Genomic DNA, 20017 nt, shown 5'->3' with positions numbered 1-20017 from the left:
AGGCCATTTCGAACGCTTTCCGCAAGCGATTTTCCAGGCAGGGCCTCGGTTAGGCCGGCCGATAGGAGAGCGGTCAGCGCTATCCGCAGACGCCTGCGAATCTGCGGAAAGAACCGGATCAGAGCTCCGGCACCCCTTCACCATACGGATGCGAGCGGTAACGGAATCATTGAAACTGGCCTTTTGTCCGGCAGGTCTATAGAGGCTTGGCTGTGATCAATGGAACGGACAATGGAACACGAGATCAAGATAGACAATCGCGGTGATTTCGGGCTTTGGGCCATCGAGGTCGCAAAGCAGATCATCAGCGATGAGGGCTTTGAATTGGCAAGAGCCGCACGGGACGGCACGGAGGATGATGTCCGCGCGGCCGGTAACGCACTTGGCCAGGCCATCACCAATGCGATGATGGAAGTCTATGACGGTTTGATCGAAAGAGCGGATGAAGATTAGGATCGTCTTCGAAGGGTGTGGCCAGTCATCCGCATGCTCGCGCGGCCGGCTTGCTCTGGATTGAAATCTGAAAGTTGCACCAACTTAAAATCGCAGCCTTACAATCACGAACAGGCATCCCCATATAGGGGCGGATTAGTCTTTCTGCCCTATGACAGGAGAGCCAATGTTCAGTGCAGTACCGCGTTTCGCCAAGATCGCAGCCATCGTCGTCCTTGCCGCCGCGTCGTCTTTAGCGACCTTTGACGCTGCCGATGCACGCCGAGCTGGATCCAGCGGCTTCGGAAGCCGCGGAACGCGCACCTTCGATACCCCAGCCATAACGCGAACGGCGCCTACGCAGGCTGCCCCGATCGACCGGTCTATGACGCAGCGGCCGCAGCAGCAAACGGCGACGCAGCCGCCGCTCGGCGCGCCGCAGCGTCCAGGCCTTTTCGGCGGCTTCGGTGGGTCGATGATCGGTGGCCTGATCGCCGGCGGTCTTCTGGGCATGATGCTCGGTCACGGTTTCGGCGGCGGCATCGGCTTCCTCGGCATGCTGCTGCAGATCGGTCTGATCGTATTGCTGATTAGTTTTGCCATGCGTTTCTTCGCAAACCGCCAGCGGACACAATATGCAGCACCGGGATCGGGCACGTCCTACAATGTGAATCCGATGAACAACGCAGGTGTTTCCTCGCGCCCTTCCTTCTCCATCCCGTCTATCGGCGGTGGAGCGGCGGCCGCGCCGAAGGCGCGCCAAGCCAATGACGAGATCGGGCTGCAGCAGGCCGATCTCGATCGCTTCGAGCACCTTCTGACAGAGATCCAGTCGGCCTATGGCAAGGAAGACTATGCCACGCTGCGCCGGCTGACCACGCCGGAGGCGATGTCCTACCTTGCCGAAGAACTTGGGGAAAACGCGACCAGCGGCGTGCGCAACAGCGTTTCCGACGTCCGGCTGCTGCAAGGCGATATCGCCGAAGCGTGGCGCGAGGGCAATGCCGAATATGCGACGCTTGCCATGCGCTATTCGAGCATCGACGCGATGGTCGATCGTGCGACCGGAAAACTCGTCGACGGCGACGATCGCAACCCTTCGGAAACGACGGAACTTTGGACCTTCGTGCGCAAGCCGGGTTCGGACTGGACGCTTTCAGCAATCCAGGGAACGGACCTGCACTGATCTGTGTGGCTTCCGCAGAGCCCCGCCTCGCGAGGGATCGCGCGCGGCTGGCCATGTCCATGAACTGATTGTTCTCATCCTTTAAACTTGAAGACGTCGAGCGGATGTCGAAGACGACGCTGCATCCGTCTTGACTCGCCAAATCTGTCCTCTAATGTGGCGATGTGGAAACGTTACCACATCGGGAGGAAATAGATGAAATCCGCGCGGTTTAACCGCCTGTTCGGCGTGTCCGGAAATTGTTTCGACGTCGCCATAGACCATGGCATGTTCAATGAACGGACCTTTCTGGCCGGCATCGAGGATATGCGAACGGCGATCAAGGTCATTGCCGATGCCGCGCCCGATGCCATCCAACTTCCGCCGGGCACTGCACCCATCCTGCAGGCTATTCCCGGCAAAAGTCGTCCGGCTTTGGTGCTGCGGACCGATATCGCCAATATCTACGGCAATCCGCTACCATCGGCGCTGTTTTCCGAAATGATCGATCGAGGCGTGGAGCAGGCCGTCGCACTCGATGCCGCCTGTGTGGTCGTCAATCTTTTGATGCTGCCGGACCAGCCGGAAGTTTATCGCGCCTGCGTGCGCAACGTGAACAGCCTGAAGCGCGAATGTGAGATTTACGGCATGCCGCTAATGGTCGAGCCGCTGGTCATGCAGGATAATTCCAAGGGCGCCTACATGGTCGATGGGGCGATCGACAAGATCCTGCCGCTGGTACGTCAGGCTGCCGAACTTGGCGCCGACATCATCAAGGCCGATCCCTGTGACGACGTGCAGGAATATCACCGCGTCATCGAGATCGCTCAGGGCTTGCCCGTACTGGTGCGTGGCGGCGGCCGCGTCTCGGATCAGGAAATCCTTTCACGTACGAAACAGCTGATGGAGCAGGGCGCCCGCGGCATCGTCTATGGCCGCAACGTCATCCAGCACAGTAATCCCGCCGGCATGACGCGCGCCCTGATGGCGATCGTCCATGAGGAGGCTTCCGTCGAAGATGCCTCGCGGCATCTCGCCTGACGCATCCTGGGAGGAGGAAACATGAAGAAGGTATTCCGCTTCGGCGTCATCGGCTGCGGCCTGATGGGGCGTGAATTCGCAAGCGCTGCGGCGCGCTGGCTGCATCTTGCCGACACGAGGGCACGGCCGGAAATTGTTGCCGTCTGCGACACTAATGCGGCGCTGCTCGACTGGTTCAAGGACAATGTGCAGTCGGTTCGGCAATTCACTAGCGACTATAAGGAGCTGCTCGCCAATCCGGATGTTGACGCGGTCTATTGCGCCGTGCCGCATGTGCTGCATAAACAGTTTTACGTCGATATCCTGAAGGCCGGCAAGCATCTACTGGGCGAAAAGCCGTTCGGCATGGATGCGGCACAGAACCGCGAGATCATGGCGGTGCTTGCCGAGAACCCGAAGCTTCTGGTTCGTTGCTCGTCGGAAATGCCCTTCTTCCCTGGAGCGCAGAAGGTCATCGCGCTCGCTGAAAGTGGCGAGATGGGTGATATCCTCGAAGTCGAGGCCGGTTTCCTGCATTCCTCCGACATCGACAGGCAAAAGCCAATCAACTGGAAGCGCATGGCCGATATCAATGGCGACTATGGCTGCATGGGCGATCTCGGCATGCATGTGCTGCATGTGCCCCTGCGGCTCGGCTGGCGCCCACAGACACTACATGCGCAGCTGGTCAAGAAGATCACCGAGCGCCCGGATGGCAAGGGCGGGATGGTGCCGTGCACGACCTGGGACAATGCGACGATCAGCACTCGCGTCAGTAAGGGCGGTCAGGATTTTCCGATGGTTTTGAAGACCTGGCGTATTGCACCGGGTGAGGCCAATACCTGGTATATTCGCATCCTCGGCATGAAAAAGAGCGCCTTCTTTACCACCAAAGCGCCGCGGCAATGGCAGTGGATGGATTATACCGGCGGCGTGCAGGCCTGGAGTACCGAAGATTTGGGATACGGCTCGCTCTTCCCGGCGATAACAGGCAAGATCTTCGAATTCGGCTTCGCCGATGCCATCCAGCAAATGTGGGCTGCCTTTGTGGATGAATTGGCCGGCGGAAACGCCAACGGCTTTACCTGCGCCACGCCGGAAGAGGCGCAGGCGCATCACGCAGTGCTGACAGCGGCACTGAAATCCGGCCGTGAAAATATGGTCGTGCCGGTCGATTACGAAGGAGCAACCGTCCGATGAAGCGCTCCGAAATCAACGAAGCGCTGCGGCGCGCAAGCAAAACCCTAGACCATTGGCGCTGGTCGCTGCCGGAGTGGGGTTATTGGACCGCGGCGGACTTTGTCGCTAATCCGGAGGCGGCGGGATATCTGCGTAGTCACCAGCTGGGCTGGGATGTCACTGATTTCGGCTCGGGCCGTTTTGCCGAATGCGGCCTCGTGCTCTTCTGCCTGCGCAATGGCATCGTCGGTGTCGAAGGCGAACGGACCTATGCCGAAAAGCTGCTTTTCGTCGAGGAGGGGCAACTGACGCCGACCCATCGCCACGAGGCGAAGATGGAAGACATCATCAACAGGGCCGGCGGCGATCTCGTCATTGAATTCGCTGCGACCGATGCCGAGGGCAATGTGCTGCAGGATGACGTGACCGTCCCCGTCGACGGCTTGCCGAAAAAACTTGCGGCATGGGAGCCGTTGGTTCTTTCTCCTGGCCAGAGCGTGACGATCCCCACCGGGCTCTATCATCGCTTCTACGGCCGCAAAGGCGGCGGTCCGGTCTTCGTCGGCGAAGTCAGTCAGGTCAATGACGACAATAGCGACAATTACTTTCTGGAACCGATCGGGCGCTTCGCCGCGATCGAGGAGGACGAGCCGCCGCTCAGGCCTCTATGGAATGAGGCAGGTGGCTGATGCGGACCGGGGAGGAGGTTCGCGAAGGCGAAAAGAAGGACAAGGGAGGTATCGTCTGCGCGGGAAACTTCATCGTCGACCGTGTCCATACGCTGTCCTACTGGCCCGAGCAGGGTAATCTTGCTTATATTCAGCATCAGGACGTGGGTGTTGGCGGCGGGGCCGCCAATGTCGTCACCGATCTCGCCTCGCTCCGCTTTCCCGGAAAGCTCGCCGCCGCCGGCTGCATCGGCGCGGATATCGATGGCGGGATCGTCAAGATGCGGCTTCAGAGCGCCGGTATCGATGCAAGCGGTCTGCGGGAGCTTCCCGACCGTGCAACAGCTCATACGCATGTCATGAACGTGCCAGGGCAGAACCGCACTTTCTTCTATCACGGCGGTGCCAATGATGCGCTGACGGACGCGCTCCTCTCGCCCGCGACCTTTGCCAACGCCGGTTACCGGCTGTTTTATCTCGGCTATCTGATGCTTCTGCCTGGTCTCGACATGCTCGATGCGGATGGCCGATCCGGAGCATCGCGCCTGCTGGAAGCCGCGCGCAATGCCGGCCTGATCACCTGCGTCGATTTCGTCTCCAGCGAGGATCCGGAATTCGCGGCAAAGGTTGGCGCGGCGCTGCCCTATTGCGATTACCTTGTCATCAATGAAATCGAAGCAGGGCGGGCAACCGGCGTGACCGTACGGGGCACCGCAGGGGAGTTGAACGAGGCCGTACTTCTGACAGCCGGCGAACGGTTGCTGGCGGCAGGCGTCGCAAAGGGTGCAATCATTCACGCCCCTGAAATCTGCTTCTGGTTTGCACCGGGTGTGAAGCCAATTGTCTCGCGCTCCCGGCCGGTCGATCCGGCTGAAATCGTCAGTACCGTCGGCGCGGGCGATGCTTTCTGCGCCGCTGTGCTTTACGGTCTGCATGAGGACTGGCCCGTCGAGCGCATCTGCGCCGTTGCACATGCCGCCGCTGCGCGTTGCCTGAGAGGGGCAACCGCGACGGATGGCATTCCCGACATGGCGGCCCTTCTGGAGGATATAAAGGAGATGCAGCTCGCCGGTGTCTAGCGCACCGCTGTGGAGCGGCAACGCGCATCATTGAGTGCTATGGTGCCGATGAGAGCGGCGCGATAGCGAGCGAATCAAATTTTACGCTTGGAGGAGGCGAATGAGGGCAGTCCGTTTGGAAGCAATCGGCGATATGGCCATGCATATGGTCGAGAAGCCGAGCGCCGGTCCGGGAGAGATTGTCGTGCGGGTGCTGGCCGCCGGCATCTGCGGGTCAGACCGGCACATGTACAAGGGCGAATATCCGACGGCGATCCCCGTGACCTTGGGCCACGAGTTCTGTGGCCTCGTCGAGGAGGTGGGCGAGGGCGTTACCACATTCGTGGGCGGTGAACTCGTCACCATAGACCCGAATATCGCTTGTGGCACATGCCCCGCCTGTCGGCGCGGGCGGCCGAATCTCTGCGCCAACCTCACGGCTATCGGCGTGACGAGGGATGGCGGCTTTGCCGAATATGTCGCGGTTCCCTGCGGACAGGCGTTCATACTGCCTCCGGATCTCGATCCCGTTCACGGCGTGTTTTGCGAGCCGCTGGCCTGCTGCATCCATGCCATCGACAAGGCACAGATCCGTCCGGGCGACAGCGTCGCCATATTGGGCGGGGGTGTCATTGGCTTGCTCATGGTCCAACTGGCGCGTCTCGCAGGCGCTGACCAGATCATCCTGATCACGAGGCAGCTGTCACGGCGGGAAGCAGCTTTGCGCCTGGGTGCAACACAGGCCCTCGATCCGACGGCGACCGACGCTGTTGCTGCTGTGCGGGATGCGACCAGCGGGGGCGTCGATGTCGTCATAGAATGTGCCGGCGTTCCCGAAACGCTGCAGACCGGCGTCCGGATGGTGCGGCGCGGCGGTGCCTTCGTGCTGTTCGGCGTGACGCCTGCGGGCCTCCAAGTGCCCGTTCTGCCGTTCGATCTGCTCGTCAATGAAGTCGAGATCAGGCCAGCCTATCTCAATCCATTCACCCACGCTCGCGCCACTGCCATGGTGGCAAGCGGGATTCTGGAGCTGGATTCGCTTGTTACGAAGACGATCGGCCTTGAGGATGTTGCAAGCGTGGTTGGCAGCGCGCCGCTGGCTGGCGAAATCAAGGTCATCGTCCGTCCCTGAGTGCTGCTTGCATTTAGGTGCGAACGGGGCCGGTGGAGTCGCGGCGGATCAAGGTGACAGACACTTTGATGAGGCTGTCCATTCGCGGCTCGCCATCGACCTGGTCTTCATCGATCAGGGCCTCCAGTCGTCGGACTGCCTGCTCGCCGACGCCGCGGATCGGCTGGGCGATGGTCGTCAGCCGCGGAAAGACATAGGCCGCCTCCGGCAGATCGTCGAAACCGATCACCGAATAGTCGCGAGGCACGGAAAAGCCGTGATCCTGAACGGCATGGATCGTAGCAATCGCCGATATGTCGGTCGTGCCGATGATACCCGTCATCTCAGGCCGGGAGGCGACCAGTTGCTTTGCGAGCGGATAGGTGGCGGCAAAACTATGCTCTTCGGCCATGACGACGGCAGCGGGTGCGATGCCGCGCTCGGCCATTTCCTCCTTGATGCCGCGAAGCCGAAGCTGGACCGGTTGACTGTGGGCAGGGGCGCCGACAATGCCGATTGCGCGATGACCGAGTTCGATCAGATGACGGGCCATCAATCGTCCGCCTTCCTCGTGATCGGCCATGACGGCCTCGCCGGCTATTCCGGGAAGCTCGCGGTCGATGGCGACGATCGGGATATGGGCCTCGCGTAACGCCTCGAAATGCTCCGTGCTGCCGAAGGCGCTCGCAACGATGACGCCGTCGACGCGTTGCGACAGCAACATGGAAATGTAGCGCGCTTCGTGTTCGATGTTTTCGGCGGTGCTGCAAATCAAGGTCTGATAACCGCGCTGGAACAATTCCTGCTCGATGGCGTGGGCAAGGATGCCAAAGAAGGGTACGTCGATGGAAGGCAGCATCAGGCCGATCATGCGGCTCGGCGCGCCGCGAAGCATCCGCGCACCCTTGCTTGGCGTGTAATTGAGCGTGCGAATGGCTGTCTCCACGCGCTCCCGGAGTTCCGGAGAGGCGTAGCCGCTATTGTTCAGCACGCGCGAGACCGACGAGACGGACGTTCCCGCAAGTTTGGCGATATGTCTGATGCTGGTCGTCACTTGCTCGCGTTTCTTTGGCTTGCGGTCGAATGGTCGGGAGCAAGACTGTCGGAGTGCAGGCAAACTCGCCCTCGGACTTAATCACCGTCAGAATGCCGCATCAAGCGCCATCCATGCAGTCTTAATATCTGGCTATGTCTAATCCTTATATGCTAGAGTTTTTTCATATGATAAGATGCAATCATCGAGGGTGGTGGAGATCGACGAAGCATCTTAAATGTCTTGTGGGGGGCATTCAGGAAATTCAATAAAATAGCTGCCGCATGCCCATGGAATATGCCTCGTTCTTCGAGCGAGTTTGGCAATGCGGGCGGGCATCCGCTTCGCGCATGAACATAGTTTTAGATCGTCATCATTCGCACCGGCATTTATAAGATTTTTATATCTTCCGCTTTTCCGCCGTCTCGAACCTTAATGCGGTTCGGTCGCATATTGCGTCTGGAAGATGCTCCCCAAGTGATCTTCCAGGTCGGCAGGAAAAAGAGGCGCTCTGAGCAAGGGCGCTCTCCATCATTTCTGCATTCAACAATAACAATCAAGGACTCGCGATCGATGATGGACATTCTTCTTGTCGGGATCGGCGTTTTATTCTTCCTCCTCTGCGTCGCCTATACCAAGGCCTGCGACAGCCTCTAGTCGGAGAGACGGCAATGCTTCTCGATTACATTCTTGGCGGCGGCGTGACGATTTTTCTCACCGTCTACCTGGTCTATGCTCTCATTCGCCCCGAGCGCTTCTGACAGCGCTGGATAGGGAAAGTTACCTCCATGACCTTCAACGGATGGCTTCAGATCCTCATTTATATCGGGATCCTTCTCCTGCTCGTCAAACCGCTCGGCGGTTACATGACACGTGTCTTTACCGGCGAGCGCACCTTCCTCTCCTTCGTCCTCCGTCCTGTGGAACGGGGGCTTTATCGTTTGGCCGGCACGGATGAGCGCGAAGAGCAGCATTGGACGACCTATTCCGTCTCCATGTTGTTGTTCAGCCTCGCGGGCTTCCTCGTTCTTTACGCCCTGCAGCGACTGCAAGGCAGTCTGCCATATAATCCCGCCGACATGACCGCAGTCGGCCCGGAACTGTCCTTCAACACGGCAGCGAGCTTCGTCACCAATACCAATTGGCAGAATTACGGTGGCGAAAGCACGATGTCGTACCTCGTGCAGATGGCGGGCCTGACGGTGCAGAATTTCGTGTCAGCGGCAACCGGCATTGCGATTGCCATTGCGCTGATCCGTGCTTTCGCGCGCGCCTCGGGCAAGGCGATCGGCAATTTCTGGGTCGATATGACCCGCGCGACGCTCTATGTCCTGCTGCCGATCTGCATCGTGCTGACATTGGTATACGTTTATCTCGGCGTGCCGCAGACGCTCGGACCCTATGTCAACGCCACGACGCTCGAAGGCGCGCAGCAGACGATTGCCGTCGGCCCCGTTGCCTCGCAGCTTGCCATCAAGATGCTCGGCACGAATGGCGGCGGCTTCTTCAATGTCAACTCGGCGCATCCTTTCGAAAATCCGGACGCAATCTCCAATCTCATCCAGATGCTGTCGATTTTTGCCATCGGCGCGGCGCTGACCAACGTCTTCGGCCGCATGGTCGGCAGCCAGCGTCAGGGCTGGGCGATCCTGGCCGCGATGGGCACACTGTTCATCGCCGGCGTGATCGTCACCTACTGGGCTGAGGCTGCGGGCAATCCGCTTGTGCATGCGCTGGGGCTCCAGGGCGGCAATATGGAAGGCAAGGAAGTCCGCTTCGGCATTGCTGCCTCCTCGCTCTTCGCCGTCATTACCACGGCGGCATCCTGCGGCGCGGTCAACGGCATGCTTGACAGCTTCACCGCGATCGGCGGCTTGATCCCGCTCATCAATCTGCAGCTCGGCGAAGTCATCGTCGGCGGCGTCGGCGCCGGTTTCTACGGCATCCTGATGTTCGTCGTCATCGCCATCTTCGTTGCAGGCCTGATGGTTGGGCGCACACCGGAATATCTCGGCAAGAAGATCGAGGCCAAGGAAGTGAAGATGGCAATGCTTGCCGTGCTTTGCCTGCCCGCCGGCATGCTGATCTTCACGGCGATCTCCGTTGTATTGCCTTCCGCTGTTGCCTCTATCGCCAATGCCGGTCCGCATGGCTTCTCGGAAATCCTCTATGCCTACAGCTCGGCCGCGGCAAACAACGGCTCGGCCTTCGGCGGCCTGACGGGCAATACTTCCTGGTACAATATTACGCTCGGTATCGTCATGCTGATCGGCCGCTTCCTGGTCATCGTTCCGGCCCTTGCGATTGCCGGTTCCCTGATCAGCAAGAAGACGGTTCCTGCCTCGGCCGGCACCTTCCCGACGGATGGTCCGCTCTTCGTCGGCCTGCTTGTTGGTACGATCCTGATCGTCGGCGGCCTGACCTTCTTTCCGGCGCTGGCGCTCGGTCCGATCGTCGAACATCTGTCGATGATTGCAGGCCAGACCTTCTAAGGAATGACGGTCATGAGCCAACCGCTTCTGGGAAAGCTTAGAAAAGTCATCGATCCACGCCCCTTCGACAGGGGGCGTGGCCCAGCCGGGATAACCTGCGCGTCCGACGCCATCTTGCTGGCGATGGTTGCCCTGTTCCTCGGCCTTGTCGTCTTCGGATTTTTAATCGGCTGATCGGCGGCGTTCCGATCTGACGTTTTCCTCTTCACGCTGGAGCCTCTTATGAGCCAGTTAAAATCAGCGAGTATTCTGGATTCTCGCATCCTCGTTCCGGCGATCGGCGCTTCGTTCAAGAAACTGAACCCGCGCACCCTCGCCAAGAACCCCGTCATGTTCGTGGTCGCCGTCGTTTCGGTGTTGACGACCGTCCTCTTCCTGCGCGACCTCGTTACCGGCGGCGGCAATCTCGGCTTCTCCCTGCAGATCAATATTTGGCTGTGGTTCACGGTGCTGTTCGCCAATTTCGCCGAAGCCGTCGCCGAAGGCCGCGGCAAGGCGCAGGCGGATTCGCTGCGCAAGTCGCGCACCGAAACCCAGGCGAAACTGCTCGTCGGCAACAGCCGCACCGATTACAAGATGGTGCCCGGCACCAGCCTCAAGGTCGGCGATATCGTTCTCGTCGAAGCCGGCGACATCATTCCGTCTGATGGCGAAGTCATCGAAGGCGTTGCCTCGGTCAACGAAGCTGCGATTACCGGTGAATCCGCGCCTGTCATCCGTGAATCGGGCGGCGACCGCTCGGCTGTCACGGGCGGTACGCAGGTCCTGTCGGACGAGATTCGCGTCCGTATCACGGCGGCAGCCGGGTCGACCTTCATCGATCGCATGATCGCGCTGGTCGAAGGTGCCGAACGGCAGAAGACGCCGAACGAAATCGCGCTCAACATCCTGCTGGCCGGCATGACCCTGATCTTCGTGCTCGCGACCGTCACCATCCCGAGCTTCGCCGCCTATGCTGGCGGTTCGATCCAGACCGTCGTGCTCGTTGCTCTCTTCGTGACGCTGATCCCGACCACGATCGGCGCATTGCTTTCGGCGATCGGCATTGCCGGCATGGACCGTCTGGTGCGCTTCAACGTGCTTGCCATGTCCGGTCGCGCCGTCGAAGCCGCCGGCGACGTAGATACGCTGCTTCTTGACAAGACCGGTACGATCACGCTTGGCAACCGTCAGGCGACCGCCTTCCGTCCCGTTCGTGGTGTCAGCGAGCAAGACCTCGCCGACGCCGCGCAGCTTGCCTCTCTAGCCGACGAGACGCCGGAGGGACGCTCGATCGTGGTGCTTGCCAAGGAGAAATATGCAATCCGCGGCCGCGACATGACGAGCCTGAAGGCGACCTTCGTTCCCTTTACCGCCCAGACCCGCATGAGCGGCGTCGATCTCGATGGCTCCTCGATCCGCAAGGGTGCGGTCGACGCCGTCGTCGCCTATGTCGAAGGTGCTGCCAATGGCAGCCACGAAGGCACTGCCGTAATATCGCGCACGACGAGTGAAACGCTGCGTGAGTTGCAGGTGATCGCCGACGAGATCGCCAAGGCCGGCGGTACGCCGCTTGCCGTTGCTCGTGACGGCCGTCTGCTCGGCGTCATCCATCTCAAGGATATCGTCAAGGGTGGCATCCGTGAGCGTTTTGCGGAGCTGCGCCGCATGGGCATCCGCACCGTGATGATCACGGGGGACAATCCGCTGACGGCTGCCGCCATTGCCGCCGAAGCCGGCGTGGACGACTTCCTCGCCCAGGCAACGCCTGAGATGAAGCTGGCACTGATGCGTCAGGAGCAGGCACAGGGCAAACTGGTCGCCATGTGCGGCGACGGCACGAACGATGCGCCGGCACTCGCCCAGGCCGATGTCGGCGTTGCCATGAACACCGGCACGGTCGCCGCCCGCGAAGCCGGCAATATGGTCGACCTCGACAGCGACCCGACGAAGCTGATCGAGATCGTCGAGATCGGCAAACAGCTGCTGATGACGCGCGGTGCGCTGACGACCTTCTCCATCGCTAACGACATCGCCAAGTATTTCGCCATCATCCCGGCCATGTTCATCGCCTTCTATCCGCAGCTGAAGATGCTGAACGTCATGGGGCTGGCAACGCCGCAAAGCGCCATTCTCTCGGCCATCATCTTCAACGCACTCATCATCGTCGCGCTGATCCCGCTATCGCTGAAGGGTGTCCGCTATCGCCCGATCGGCGCCGGCGCGCTGCTTAGCCGCAACCTGCTGATCTACGGCCTCGGCGGCATCATCGTTCCCTTCATTGGCATCAAGGCCATCGATATGGCGATCACCGCCATCGGCCTCGCCTAAGGAGTTTCTCTCATGTTGAAACAAATCAGACCAGCGATCGTCATGATCGTTGCCACGACCGTCCTGACCGGCCTTGCCTATCCGCTTGCTATGACCGGTGTCGCCCAGACGCTCTTTCCCCACCAGGCCAATGGCAGCTTGGTGGAGAAGGACGGCAAGGTGATCGGCTCAAGCCTCATCGGCCAGAATTTTACGGCGGATAAGTATTTCCACGGTCGTCCATCGGCCACGACCGGCACCGATCCGAACGACCCGACCAAATCCGTTTCCGCACCCTACAATGCGGCCAATTCCGGCGGTTCCAATCTTGGCCCGACCAATTCAAGCCTGATTACCCGCATCAAGGGTGATGCCGCCACCTTGCAGGCGCAGAATCCGAACATGCCGGTTCCGATCGACATGGTGACGACATCGGGCAGCGGTCTCGATCCGCACATCTCGCCAGAGGATGCCTATTTTCAGGTGCCGCGTGTCGCCAAGGCTCGCGGCATGGATGAGGCCAAGGTCAAGTCGCTCGTCGAGGCAGCCATAGAGCCGCGAGAGCTCGGCGTTCTCGGGGAACCTGTGGTCAATGTGCTGGCATTGAACCGGGGGCTCGATACTTCTATGAATCAATAAATTGAAGAGGTTGAGACGGTTCCTGCCGTCTCAACCTTATCAGGAAAGACGACCAGCGAATGGCAGACGACAGCCGCGATATGTTGGGCAGACCTTCTCCCGATGCGCTTCTCGAAAAGGCGCGGGCCGAGACGCGCGGTCGGTTGAAGATATTCCTGGGAGCTGCACCGGGCGTCGGCAAGACCTATGAGATGCTGATGTCGGGCAGGGCGAAGATTGCCGATGGCGTCGACGTCATCGTCGGAGTCGTCGAGACCCATGGCCGTCGGGAGACACAGGCTCTGCTCGAAGGGTTCGAGATCGTTCCGCGCGTCAATGTCGACTATAAGGGCAGGGCGCTCGAGGAGATGGATCTCGATGCCATCCTGAAACGCCGCCCCGACCTGGTGCTGGTCGATGAACTTGCTCATACCAATGCCCATGGCAGTCGGCATCCCAAACGCTACCTGGATGTCAAGGAACTTCTGGAACGTGGGATCGATGTCTACACGACGTTGAATATCCAGCATGTCGAAAGCCTGAACGACGTCGTCTCGCAGATCACCCGCATCCGCGTGCGCGAGACGGTGCCGGATTCGATCATCGACATGGCCGATGATGTCGAGATCATCGATCTGACCCCTGATGATCTCATCAAGCGGCTGCACGACGGCAAGGTCTACGTATCGAAGACGGCCGAGCGGGCGCTGACCAATTATTTCACGCCCGGCAACCTGACGGCGTTGCGGGAGCTGGCGCTGCGACGCACCGCCCAGCGCGTCGACGACCAGCTCCTGACCCATATGCAGGCGCATGCGATCCAGGGACCTTGGGCCGCTGGCGAGCGCGTGCTCGTTTCCATCGATCACCACCCACGCTCGGCCGCGCTTGTCCGCTATGCCGCGCGCATGGCCGCACGCCTGCGGGCTCCCTGGGCAGCCGTCTATGTCGAGACCAACCGGTCGATCAGTTTGAGCGAGGCGCAGCGCGATACGATTGCTGCGACGCTTCGGCTGGCGGAGCAGCTTGGCGGCGAGGCTATTACCCTTCCGGGCAGGGAGGTGGCGGAGGAGCTGCTTCGCCATTCGGCGAGCAACAACGTGACCCACATCGTCATCGGTTCGCCGAAAATCGGTTCCTGGCGCGATTGGTCGCGGCGTTCCGTATCCTACGATCTCATCCGCAAAGCCGGAGACATTAGCGTCCATGTCATTTCCGGTAGCGAAGCGGATGGCGAGGCTGCAGGGCGTGGTGTCAAAGTGGCGCCCTCATCGCCTCCTTTTCAGCTTCGCGGCTATATTTTGGCAACGCTCTATGTTGCCATCGCGCTCGGCTTCTGCGTCATCCTCGATCAGGTGCTGGACGTGCGCAACCTGGCGCTCGTCTTTCTGATGGCAGTCTTGGCCAGCGCGGTGACGCAGGGCCTGCGACCGGCGCTTTATTCCTGCATTCTCGGCGCGCTCGCCTTCAATTTCTTCTTTCTGCCGCCGCGCTATACGCTGACGATCAGCGATCCCGAAAGCGTGCTTGCCTTTTTCTTCTTCCTTGGTGTCGCGGTCATTGCGAGTAACCTGACGGCGACGGTGCAGCGCCAGGCGGCGGCGGCGCGGCAACGGGCGCGAACGACGGAAGATCTCTATCTCTTTTCCAAGAAGCTTGCCGGCACGGGTACGCTCGACGATGTGCTGTGGGCAACGGCCTTCCAGCTGGCGTCGATGCTGAAACTGCGGGTCGTGCTGCTTCTGCCGGAGCATGGCACGATCGCCGTCAAGGCGGGCTATCCGCCTGACGATACGCTCGACGATGCCGATATCGCGGCGGCGCGCTGGGCCTGGGAGCACAATCATGCCGCCGGCCGCGGCGCCGACACGCTACCGGGCGCCAAGCGCCTCTACGTTCCGCTCCGCACGGGCCGCACCGCCGTCGGCGTCATCGGCCTCGATAGCGACCGCCGCGATGGCCCGCTTCTGACGCCGGAGCAGCAGCGGTTGCTCGATGCGTTGGCGGATCAGGCGGCTCTTGCCATCGAGCGCGTGCAGCTGGTAGCCGATGTCGACCGCGCGAAGCTGGCGGTGGAGGCCGACCGGCTGCGGTCGGCTCTGTTGACCTCGATTTCGCATGATTTGAAGACGCCGCTTGCTGCCATCCTTGGGGCGGCAGGCACCTTGCGCGACTATCTGGAAACCCTGCCACACGAAGATCGCGTCGATCTCCTGTCGACCGTCATCGACGAATCCGAACGCCTCAACCGCTTCATCGCCAATCTGCTTGACATGACCAAGATCGAGTCCGGTGCAATGGAGCCGAATTATGCTCTGCATTATGGCGGCGATATCGTCGGCAGTGCGCTGCGGCGGGCGGAAAAAATCCTGGCACATCATCGCGTCGACGTGCGGATGCCCGTTGATCTGCCTATGGTGAAGGTCGATCCGGTCTTGTTCGAACAGGTGCTGTTCAACCTGCTCGACAATGCCGCCAAATATGCGCCGGAAGGGTCGGCCATCCGCCTGCAGGCCTGGGCCGATATAGACAATATCGTCTTCCGCGTGATGGACGAGGGACCGGGCATTCCGCCTGCCGACCTCGAACGCGTCTTTGATACCTTCTATCGGGTACGCAAGGGCGATCAGGTGCGCGCCGGAACCGGGCTTGGCTTGTCCATCTGCCGCGGTTTCATCGAGGCGATGGGCGGCACGATCGCCGCTGGCAACAGAACGGATCGGCAGGGGGCAGTTTTCACCATCCGCCTGCCGAAACCAACAGATGTCCCGAAGCTGGATGAACTGAAATGAACACCACTGCCGTCAAGATTCTCGTTGTCGATGACGAGCCGCCTATCCGCAAATTGCTGCGCGTGGGCCTCGGTGCCCAGGGCTATGTCGTCAATGAGGCGCAGAGCGCCGCATCAGCCCAGGCGTCCATCGATGAAGACCAGCCCGATCTGATCGTGCTCGATCTCGGCCTGCCGGATAAATCAGGCCAGGATCTGTTGCTCGGTTGGCGCGAGGATGGGGTGCAGATCCCGGTGGTCATCCTGTCAAGCCGCACCGATGAAGCCGGCATCGTCAAGGCGCTCGAGAGTGGTGCCGATGATTATGTGACCAAGCCTTTCGGCGTCAACGAGCTTGCTGCCCGCATCCGTGTGGCGCTGCGCCATCGCCTGCAGCAGCAGGGCGAGAAGGCGATTTTCCAGACCGGCGGCCTTTCCATCGATCTCGTCAAGCGTATCGTCAAGGTCGATGGCAAGGAGATCAAGCTGTCGCCGAAGGAATACGACATCCTGCGCGTGCTCGCCCAGCATGCCGGTAAGGTGCTGACGCACCAATTCCTGCTGAAGCAGATCTGGGGGCCGGCGGCCGATGTGCAGTATCTGCGCGTTTATGTTCGTCAGCTTCGGCAGAAAATCGAAGAGATTCCCGATCAGCCGCACTATATCACCACCGAGACAGGCGTTGGCTACCGGCTGCGCGAGCCTGATTGAGGCGGCGGAGATTTCGAGCCCATGATCGAGGCGATCTGGCCTCGGACTTGTGGCGATGAATGCCATTCAGAATTTATTGCCGGACCTTGAGTGCGACCATGGACCTTTCCACGATCATTCTTCCCGAACACGTCTTTGTCGGCGTCTCCGCTCCGACGAAATGGCGGGCATTGCAGATGCTGTCGTCGAAGGCAGCCCATTGCTTTGGCCTGGACGAGGCAGTGGTCCTGCGGGCGCTGGAGACGCGCGAAAAATTGGGCACGACGGGGATCGGCAATGGCGTTGCGGTTCCGCATGCCGCCATCGCTGGCATGGCGAGGCCTCGGGGACTGATGGTGCATTTTGCACATCCAGTCGATTTCGAAGCCATCGACGACATACCGACCGAGTGGGCCTTTGTGCTGTTGTTCGGAGAGGGCGGCCGAGGCGACTATCTGAACGTGCTTGCCGCGATCGCGAGGCGTTTGCGCACGGAAGGCGTTCTGACGGCGATGCGGCAGACAAAGAGCGCCGACGAACTCTATTCCGTTTTTATGTCCGACACCATTGGCTGACGACGCACCCGTTGCACGTCTGGCGTCATTCAGGAATGTGATTTCACTTTTGCGGATTCTATGGGATGCTGTTCTCCGCAGTTACCGAAAACGGAAACTGCCTTCGTTACTTTATACGACCAAGTTGATAGGGTTTAAGGACAAACGAAGGGGGTGCATCCATGCAGACGATTAAGCTTTCTCGGCTTCTCGCCACAGCAGTTCTGATCGGCAGTTTCTCAATCGCGGCCGTCGCGCCGAGCTGGGCGGCGGACAAGACGCTTCTCAATGTTTCCTACGATCCGACCCGTGAACTCTATAAGGACTTCAACACGGCCTTTGCTGCCAAGTGGAAGAAGGATACGGGCGAAACCATCAACATCAAGGCTTCGCATGGCGGTTCCGGCGCGCAGGCTCGCTCGGTGATCGACGGTCTCGATGCCGACGTCGTGACGCTCGCCCTCGAAGGCGATATCGACGCGATCGCCAAAGCGACGCACAAGATCCCGGCCGACTGGAAGACCAAGTTCCCGAACAATTCGGTTCCCTATACGTCAACCATCGTGTTCCTCGTGCGCAAGGGCAATCCCAAGGGCATCAAGGACTGGCCGGATCTGGTCAAGGACGGCGTCGAAGTCATCACGCCGAACCCGAAGACATCGGGCGGTGCCCGCTGGAATATCCTGGCGGCATGGGCATGGGCGAAGCAGGCCAATGGCGGCGACGATGCCAAGGCACAGGAATATGTCGCGCAGCTTCTGAAGCATGTTCCAGTTCTGGACACCGGCGCGCGCGGTGCGACGACGACCTTCGTCCAGCGCGGTCTTGGTGACGTCCTGCTCGCCTGGGAAAACGAAGCCTATCTCTCGCTCGACGAGCTGGGCCCCGACCAATTCGAGATCGTGACCCCGTCCGTCTCGATCCGTGCCGATCCGCCGGTTGCCGTCGTCGATGGCAATGTCGACACCAAGGGCACGCGCAAGGTAGCGGAAGCCTATCTGAACTATCTGTACTCGGATGAAGGTCAGAAAATCGCGGCCAAGCATTATTACCGGCCGATCAAGCCGGAAGCGGCCGATCCCAAGGATATCGCCCGTTTCCCCGCCTTGAAGCTGGCAACCATTGACGATTTCGGCGGATGGTCTCAAGCTCAGCCGAAATTCTTCGCTGACGGGGGCGTCTTCGATCAGATCTACAAGCCGGGGCAATAAGACTGAATGCATTCTATAACCCGCAAACGGTGGCGGTTACGGCAGCCGAGTGTCATTCCGGGATTCGGATTGGCGCTCGGCGTTACCTTGGCTTGGCTCATCTTCATAGTACTCATTCCGCTATCGGGGCTTCTCTGGAAAAGCAGTGCCCTCGGCTGGCAGAATTTCTGGGCCCTCGCGCTTGACGTGCGCACGCTCTATGCGCTGCGCATGAGCTTCGGCGGCGCCTTCATCGCCGCGCTCGTCAATGCCGTGCTCGGGCTCATCCTTGCCTGGGTGCTGGTGCGCTATCGCTTTCCGGGCAAGCGCATTCTCGATGCGATGGTCGATCTGCCGTTCGCCTTGCCGACGGCGGTTGCCGGCATTGCCTTGACGACGCTATACGCGCCGAATGGCTGGATCGGTCAGTTTCTGACGCCGCTCGGCATCAAGATCGCCTTCACGCCGGTCGGCATCGTCATCGCATTGATTTTCGTCGGTCTGCCGTTCGTGGTGCGCACGGCACAGCCGGTCATGGAGGAGATCGACCGCGAAGTCGAGGAGGCGGCGGCGACCCTTGGTGCCTCACGTTTCCAGACGATAACCCGTGTGCTGCTGCCGGGCCTTGCACCTGCCGCTCTGACGGGCTTTGCGCTGGCATTCGCACGTGCGGCCGGCGAATACGGATCGGTCATTTTCATCGCCGGCAACAAGCCCTATGTTTCGGAAATCGCGCCGCTGCTCATCGTCATTCGCCTGGAGGAATATAATTATTCCGCAGCGACGGCGATCGCGACGGTGATGCTGTTCATTTCCTTCACCATGCTTTTGATCATCAATCTCATCCAGTCGTGGAGCAGAAGGAGATATGGCTATGGTGCATGATCTTTCTGCATCAGTCGAAACCGGTCATTCGGTCATCACCGAAAGCCGGCTTGCGCGCATCGTTTTCATATTGATCTCGCTTGCGTTCCTGACGCTGATGGTGCTTCTGCCTCTCGCCGCCGTTTTTGTCGAAGCTTTCCGCAAGGGGATGGAGACCTTCTTCGAAGCCTTGGTTGACGAGGAAACCTTCGCGGCGATCCGGCTGACATTGATCGTTGCCGGCATCAGCGTGCCGCTGAACCTCGTCTGCGGCATTGCAGCCGCCTGGGCGATCGCCAAATTCGAATTCAAGGGCAAGGCCTTACTGACGACGCTGATCGATCTGCCCTTTTCGGTGTCGCCGGTTATATCGGGCCTGGTCTTCGTGCTGTTGTTCAATTCGAACAGCATGCTCGGCCCTTGGCTGCAAAGCCATGGCATCCAGATCCTGTTTGCGGTTCCTGGGCTGGTGCTGGCGACGATGTTCGTCACCTTTCCCTTCGTCGCGCGCGAATTGATCCCGCTAATGCAGGAACAGGGCAGCGCAGACGAAGAGGCGGCGCTCTCGCTCGGGGCCAATGGCTGGCAGACCTTCTGGCATGTCACGCTGCCGAACATCAAATGGGGCCTGCTTTACGGCGTGCTGCTCTGCAACGCCCGCGCCATGGGTGAGTTCGGAGCCGTTTCGGTCGTTTCGGGTCATATCCGCGGCGAAACCAATACCATGCCCCTGCAGGTCGAAATTCTTTATAACGAATATAATTTTTCGGGGGCATTCGCGGTTGCCACGCTCCTGGCCCTGCTCGCCCTTGTCACATTGATACTGAAGACGCTGCTGGAAATGCGCTATAGCGAAGAGATCGCAGCCAGCCGGCGTCACTGAA

19 protein-coding genes are annotated in these 20017 nt (G+C 60.2%); 18 read left to right on the top strand and 1 reads right to left on the bottom strand.

From position 1 onward, the window contains the following. The first annotated feature begins 231 nt into the window (after window positions 1-231). From I8E17_RS24640 to I8E17_RS24610, 7 genes are all read left to right on the top strand, one after another. A complete protein-coding gene (locus tag I8E17_RS24640; RefSeq protein ID WP_069609984.1) occupies window positions 232-453 on the top strand; it encodes a hypothetical protein in 222 nt (73 codons plus the stop codon). A 166-nt stretch (window positions 454-619) separates the two neighbouring features. After that, window positions 620-1618: a Tim44 domain-containing protein gene (locus tag I8E17_RS24635; RefSeq protein ID WP_069609983.1), complete on the top strand. Its 999-nt coding sequence runs from the start codon at window positions 620-622 to the stop codon at window positions 1616-1618. Window positions 1619-1813: 195 nt separating this feature from the next. Beyond that, entirely contained in the window at window positions 1814-2638 is an 825-nt protein-coding gene (locus I8E17_RS24630) for an aldolase (protein ID WP_069609982.1), read from the top strand. 21 nt (window positions 2639-2659) lie between these two features. Further along, a complete protein-coding gene (locus I8E17_RS24625; protein WP_069609981.1) occupies window positions 2660-3817 on the top strand; it encodes a Gfo/Idh/MocA family oxidoreductase in 1158 nt (385 codons plus the stop codon). After that, the gene (locus I8E17_RS24620) at window positions 3814-4485 is read left to right on the top strand and encodes a D-lyxose/D-mannose family sugar isomerase (RefSeq protein WP_069609980.1); all 672 of its coding nucleotides are present in this window, start codon (window positions 3814-3816) and stop codon (window positions 4483-4485) included. Before I8E17_RS24625 ends, I8E17_RS24620 begins: the two co-directional genes overlap by 4 nt. Further along, window positions 4485-5543, top strand: coding sequence for a carbohydrate kinase family protein (locus I8E17_RS24615; protein WP_069609979.1), 1059 nt, complete (start codon window positions 4485-4487; stop codon window positions 5541-5543). The genes I8E17_RS24620 and I8E17_RS24615 overlap by 1 nt, the downstream gene beginning before the upstream one ends. A 100-nt stretch (window positions 5544-5643) precedes the next feature. Beyond that, entirely contained in the window at window positions 5644-6654 is a 1011-nt protein-coding gene (locus I8E17_RS24610; RefSeq protein ID WP_069609978.1) for a zinc-dependent alcohol dehydrogenase family protein, read from the top strand. Window positions 6655-6667: 13 nt separating this feature from the next. Here the strand turns inward: I8E17_RS24610 and I8E17_RS24605 are convergent, their stop codons facing one another. Then, a complete protein-coding gene (locus I8E17_RS24605) occupies window positions 6668-7687 on the bottom strand; it encodes a LacI family DNA-binding transcriptional regulator (RefSeq protein ID WP_069609977.1) in 1020 nt (339 codons plus the stop codon). Window positions 7688-8337: 650 nt separating this feature from the next. Between I8E17_RS24605 and kdpF the strand changes: the two genes are divergently transcribed. The 11 genes from kdpF to cysW all read left to right on the top strand — a co-directional run bounded on the left by kdpF (window position 8338) and on the right by cysW (window position 20016). After that, the gene (gene kdpF / locus I8E17_RS24600; RefSeq protein WP_041678183.1) at window positions 8338-8427 is read left to right on the top strand and encodes a K(+)-transporting ATPase subunit F; all 90 of its coding nucleotides are present in this window, start codon (window positions 8338-8340) and stop codon (window positions 8425-8427) included. A gap of 27 nt (window positions 8428-8454) precedes the next feature. Beyond that, the gene (kdpA, locus tag I8E17_RS24595) at window positions 8455-10158 is read left to right on the top strand and encodes a potassium-transporting ATPase subunit KdpA (RefSeq protein ID WP_069609975.1); all 1704 of its coding nucleotides are present in this window, start codon (window positions 8455-8457) and stop codon (window positions 10156-10158) included. A 12-nt stretch (window positions 10159-10170) separates the two neighbouring features. Then, window positions 10171-10332 (top strand): hypothetical protein, encoded by a 162-nt coding sequence (locus tag I8E17_RS24590; RefSeq protein WP_159444778.1) that lies wholly within the window; start codon window positions 10171-10173, stop codon window positions 10330-10332. A gap of 48 nt (window positions 10333-10380) precedes the next feature. Then, the gene (gene kdpB, locus I8E17_RS24585; protein ID WP_113367015.1) at window positions 10381-12468 is read left to right on the top strand and encodes a potassium-transporting ATPase subunit KdpB; all 2088 of its coding nucleotides are present in this window, start codon (window positions 10381-10383) and stop codon (window positions 12466-12468) included. Window positions 12469-12480: 12 nt separating this feature from the next. After that, a complete protein-coding gene (locus I8E17_RS24580; RefSeq protein WP_069609973.1) occupies window positions 12481-13086 on the top strand; it encodes a K(+)-transporting ATPase subunit C in 606 nt (201 codons plus the stop codon). A gap of 59 nt (window positions 13087-13145) precedes the next feature. After that, on the top strand, window positions 13146-15857 hold the full coding sequence (locus I8E17_RS24575; RefSeq protein ID WP_113367014.1) for a sensor histidine kinase KdpD: 2712 nt from the start codon (window positions 13146-13148) through the stop codon (window positions 15855-15857). Beyond that, window positions 15854-16546, top strand: coding sequence for a response regulator transcription factor (locus I8E17_RS24570; RefSeq protein ID WP_069609971.1), 693 nt, complete (start codon window positions 15854-15856; stop codon window positions 16544-16546). The genes I8E17_RS24575 and I8E17_RS24570 overlap by 4 nt, the downstream gene beginning before the upstream one ends. Window positions 16547-16644: 98 nt before the next feature. Further along, on the top strand, window positions 16645-17100 hold the full coding sequence (locus I8E17_RS24565) for a PTS sugar transporter subunit IIA (RefSeq protein ID WP_113367013.1): 456 nt from the start codon (window positions 16645-16647) through the stop codon (window positions 17098-17100). A 161-nt stretch (window positions 17101-17261) separates the two neighbouring features. Beyond that, a complete protein-coding gene (locus I8E17_RS24560) occupies window positions 17262-18290 on the top strand; it encodes a sulfate ABC transporter substrate-binding protein (RefSeq protein WP_112721906.1) in 1029 nt (342 codons plus the stop codon). A 6-nt stretch (window positions 18291-18296) separates the two neighbouring features. Next, complete coding sequence (gene cysT / locus I8E17_RS24555; protein WP_069609968.1) at window positions 18297-19154, top strand: sulfate ABC transporter permease subunit CysT; 858 nt, start codon at window positions 18297-18299, stop codon at window positions 19152-19154. Beyond that, a complete protein-coding gene (cysW, locus tag I8E17_RS24550; protein WP_113367012.1) occupies window positions 19144-20016 on the top strand; it encodes a sulfate ABC transporter permease subunit CysW in 873 nt (290 codons plus the stop codon). The genes cysT and cysW overlap by 11 nt, the downstream gene beginning before the upstream one ends. Window position 20017: the final 1 nt, after the last annotated feature.

Source organism: Rhizobium sp. AB2/73, from assembly GCF_020871915.1.
Classification (GTDB): Bacteria; Pseudomonadota; Alphaproteobacteria; order Rhizobiales; family Rhizobiaceae; genus Rhizobium; species Rhizobium dioscoreae.
Note: the sequence above shows the minus strand (reverse complement) of the source record. Positions and strands in the feature narration are given on the sequence as shown.

Bases quoted from the DNA above. Each gene is read 5' to 3' on its own strand.
- I8E17_RS24640 (WP_069609984.1), top strand. From the start codon at position 232: ATGGAACACGAGATCAAGATAGACAATCGCGGTGATTTCGGGCTTTGG.
- I8E17_RS24635 (WP_069609983.1), top strand. From the start codon at position 620: ATGTTCAGTGCAGTACCGCGTTTCGCCAAGATCGCAGCCATCGTCGTC.
- I8E17_RS24630 (WP_069609982.1), top strand. From the start codon at position 1,814: ATGAAATCCGCGCGGTTTAACCGCCTGTTCGGCGTGTCCGGAAATTGT.
- I8E17_RS24625 (WP_069609981.1), top strand. From the start codon at position 2,660: ATGAAGAAGGTATTCCGCTTCGGCGTCATCGGCTGCGGCCTGATGGGG.
- I8E17_RS24620 (WP_069609980.1), top strand. From the start codon at position 3,814: ATGAAGCGCTCCGAAATCAACGAAGCGCTGCGGCGCGCAAGCAAAACC.
- I8E17_RS24615 (WP_069609979.1), top strand. From the start codon at position 4,485: ATGCGGACCGGGGAGGAGGTTCGCGAAGGCGAAAAGAAGGACAAGGGA.
- I8E17_RS24610 (WP_069609978.1), top strand. From the start codon at position 5,644: ATGAGGGCAGTCCGTTTGGAAGCAATCGGCGATATGGCCATGCATATG.
- kdpF (WP_041678183.1), top strand. From the start codon at position 8,338: ATGCTTCTCGATTACATTCTTGGCGGCGGCGTGACGATTTTTCTCACC.
- kdpA (WP_069609975.1), top strand. From the start codon at position 8,455: ATGACCTTCAACGGATGGCTTCAGATCCTCATTTATATCGGGATCCTT.
- I8E17_RS24590 (WP_159444778.1), top strand. From the start codon at position 10,171: ATGAGCCAACCGCTTCTGGGAAAGCTTAGAAAAGTCATCGATCCACGC.
- kdpB (WP_113367015.1), top strand. From the start codon at position 10,381: ATGAGCCAGTTAAAATCAGCGAGTATTCTGGATTCTCGCATCCTCGTT.
- I8E17_RS24580 (WP_069609973.1), top strand. From the start codon at position 12,481: ATGTTGAAACAAATCAGACCAGCGATCGTCATGATCGTTGCCACGACC.
- I8E17_RS24575 (WP_113367014.1), top strand. From the start codon at position 13,146: ATGGCAGACGACAGCCGCGATATGTTGGGCAGACCTTCTCCCGATGCG.
- I8E17_RS24570 (WP_069609971.1), top strand. From the start codon at position 15,854: ATGAACACCACTGCCGTCAAGATTCTCGTTGTCGATGACGAGCCGCCT.
- I8E17_RS24565 (WP_113367013.1), top strand. From the start codon at position 16,645: ATGGACCTTTCCACGATCATTCTTCCCGAACACGTCTTTGTCGGCGTC.
- I8E17_RS24560 (WP_112721906.1), top strand. From the start codon at position 17,262: ATGCAGACGATTAAGCTTTCTCGGCTTCTCGCCACAGCAGTTCTGATC.
- cysT (WP_069609968.1), top strand. From the start codon at position 18,297: ATGCATTCTATAACCCGCAAACGGTGGCGGTTACGGCAGCCGAGTGTC.
- cysW (WP_113367012.1), top strand. From the start codon at position 19,144: ATGGTGCATGATCTTTCTGCATCAGTCGAAACCGGTCATTCGGTCATC.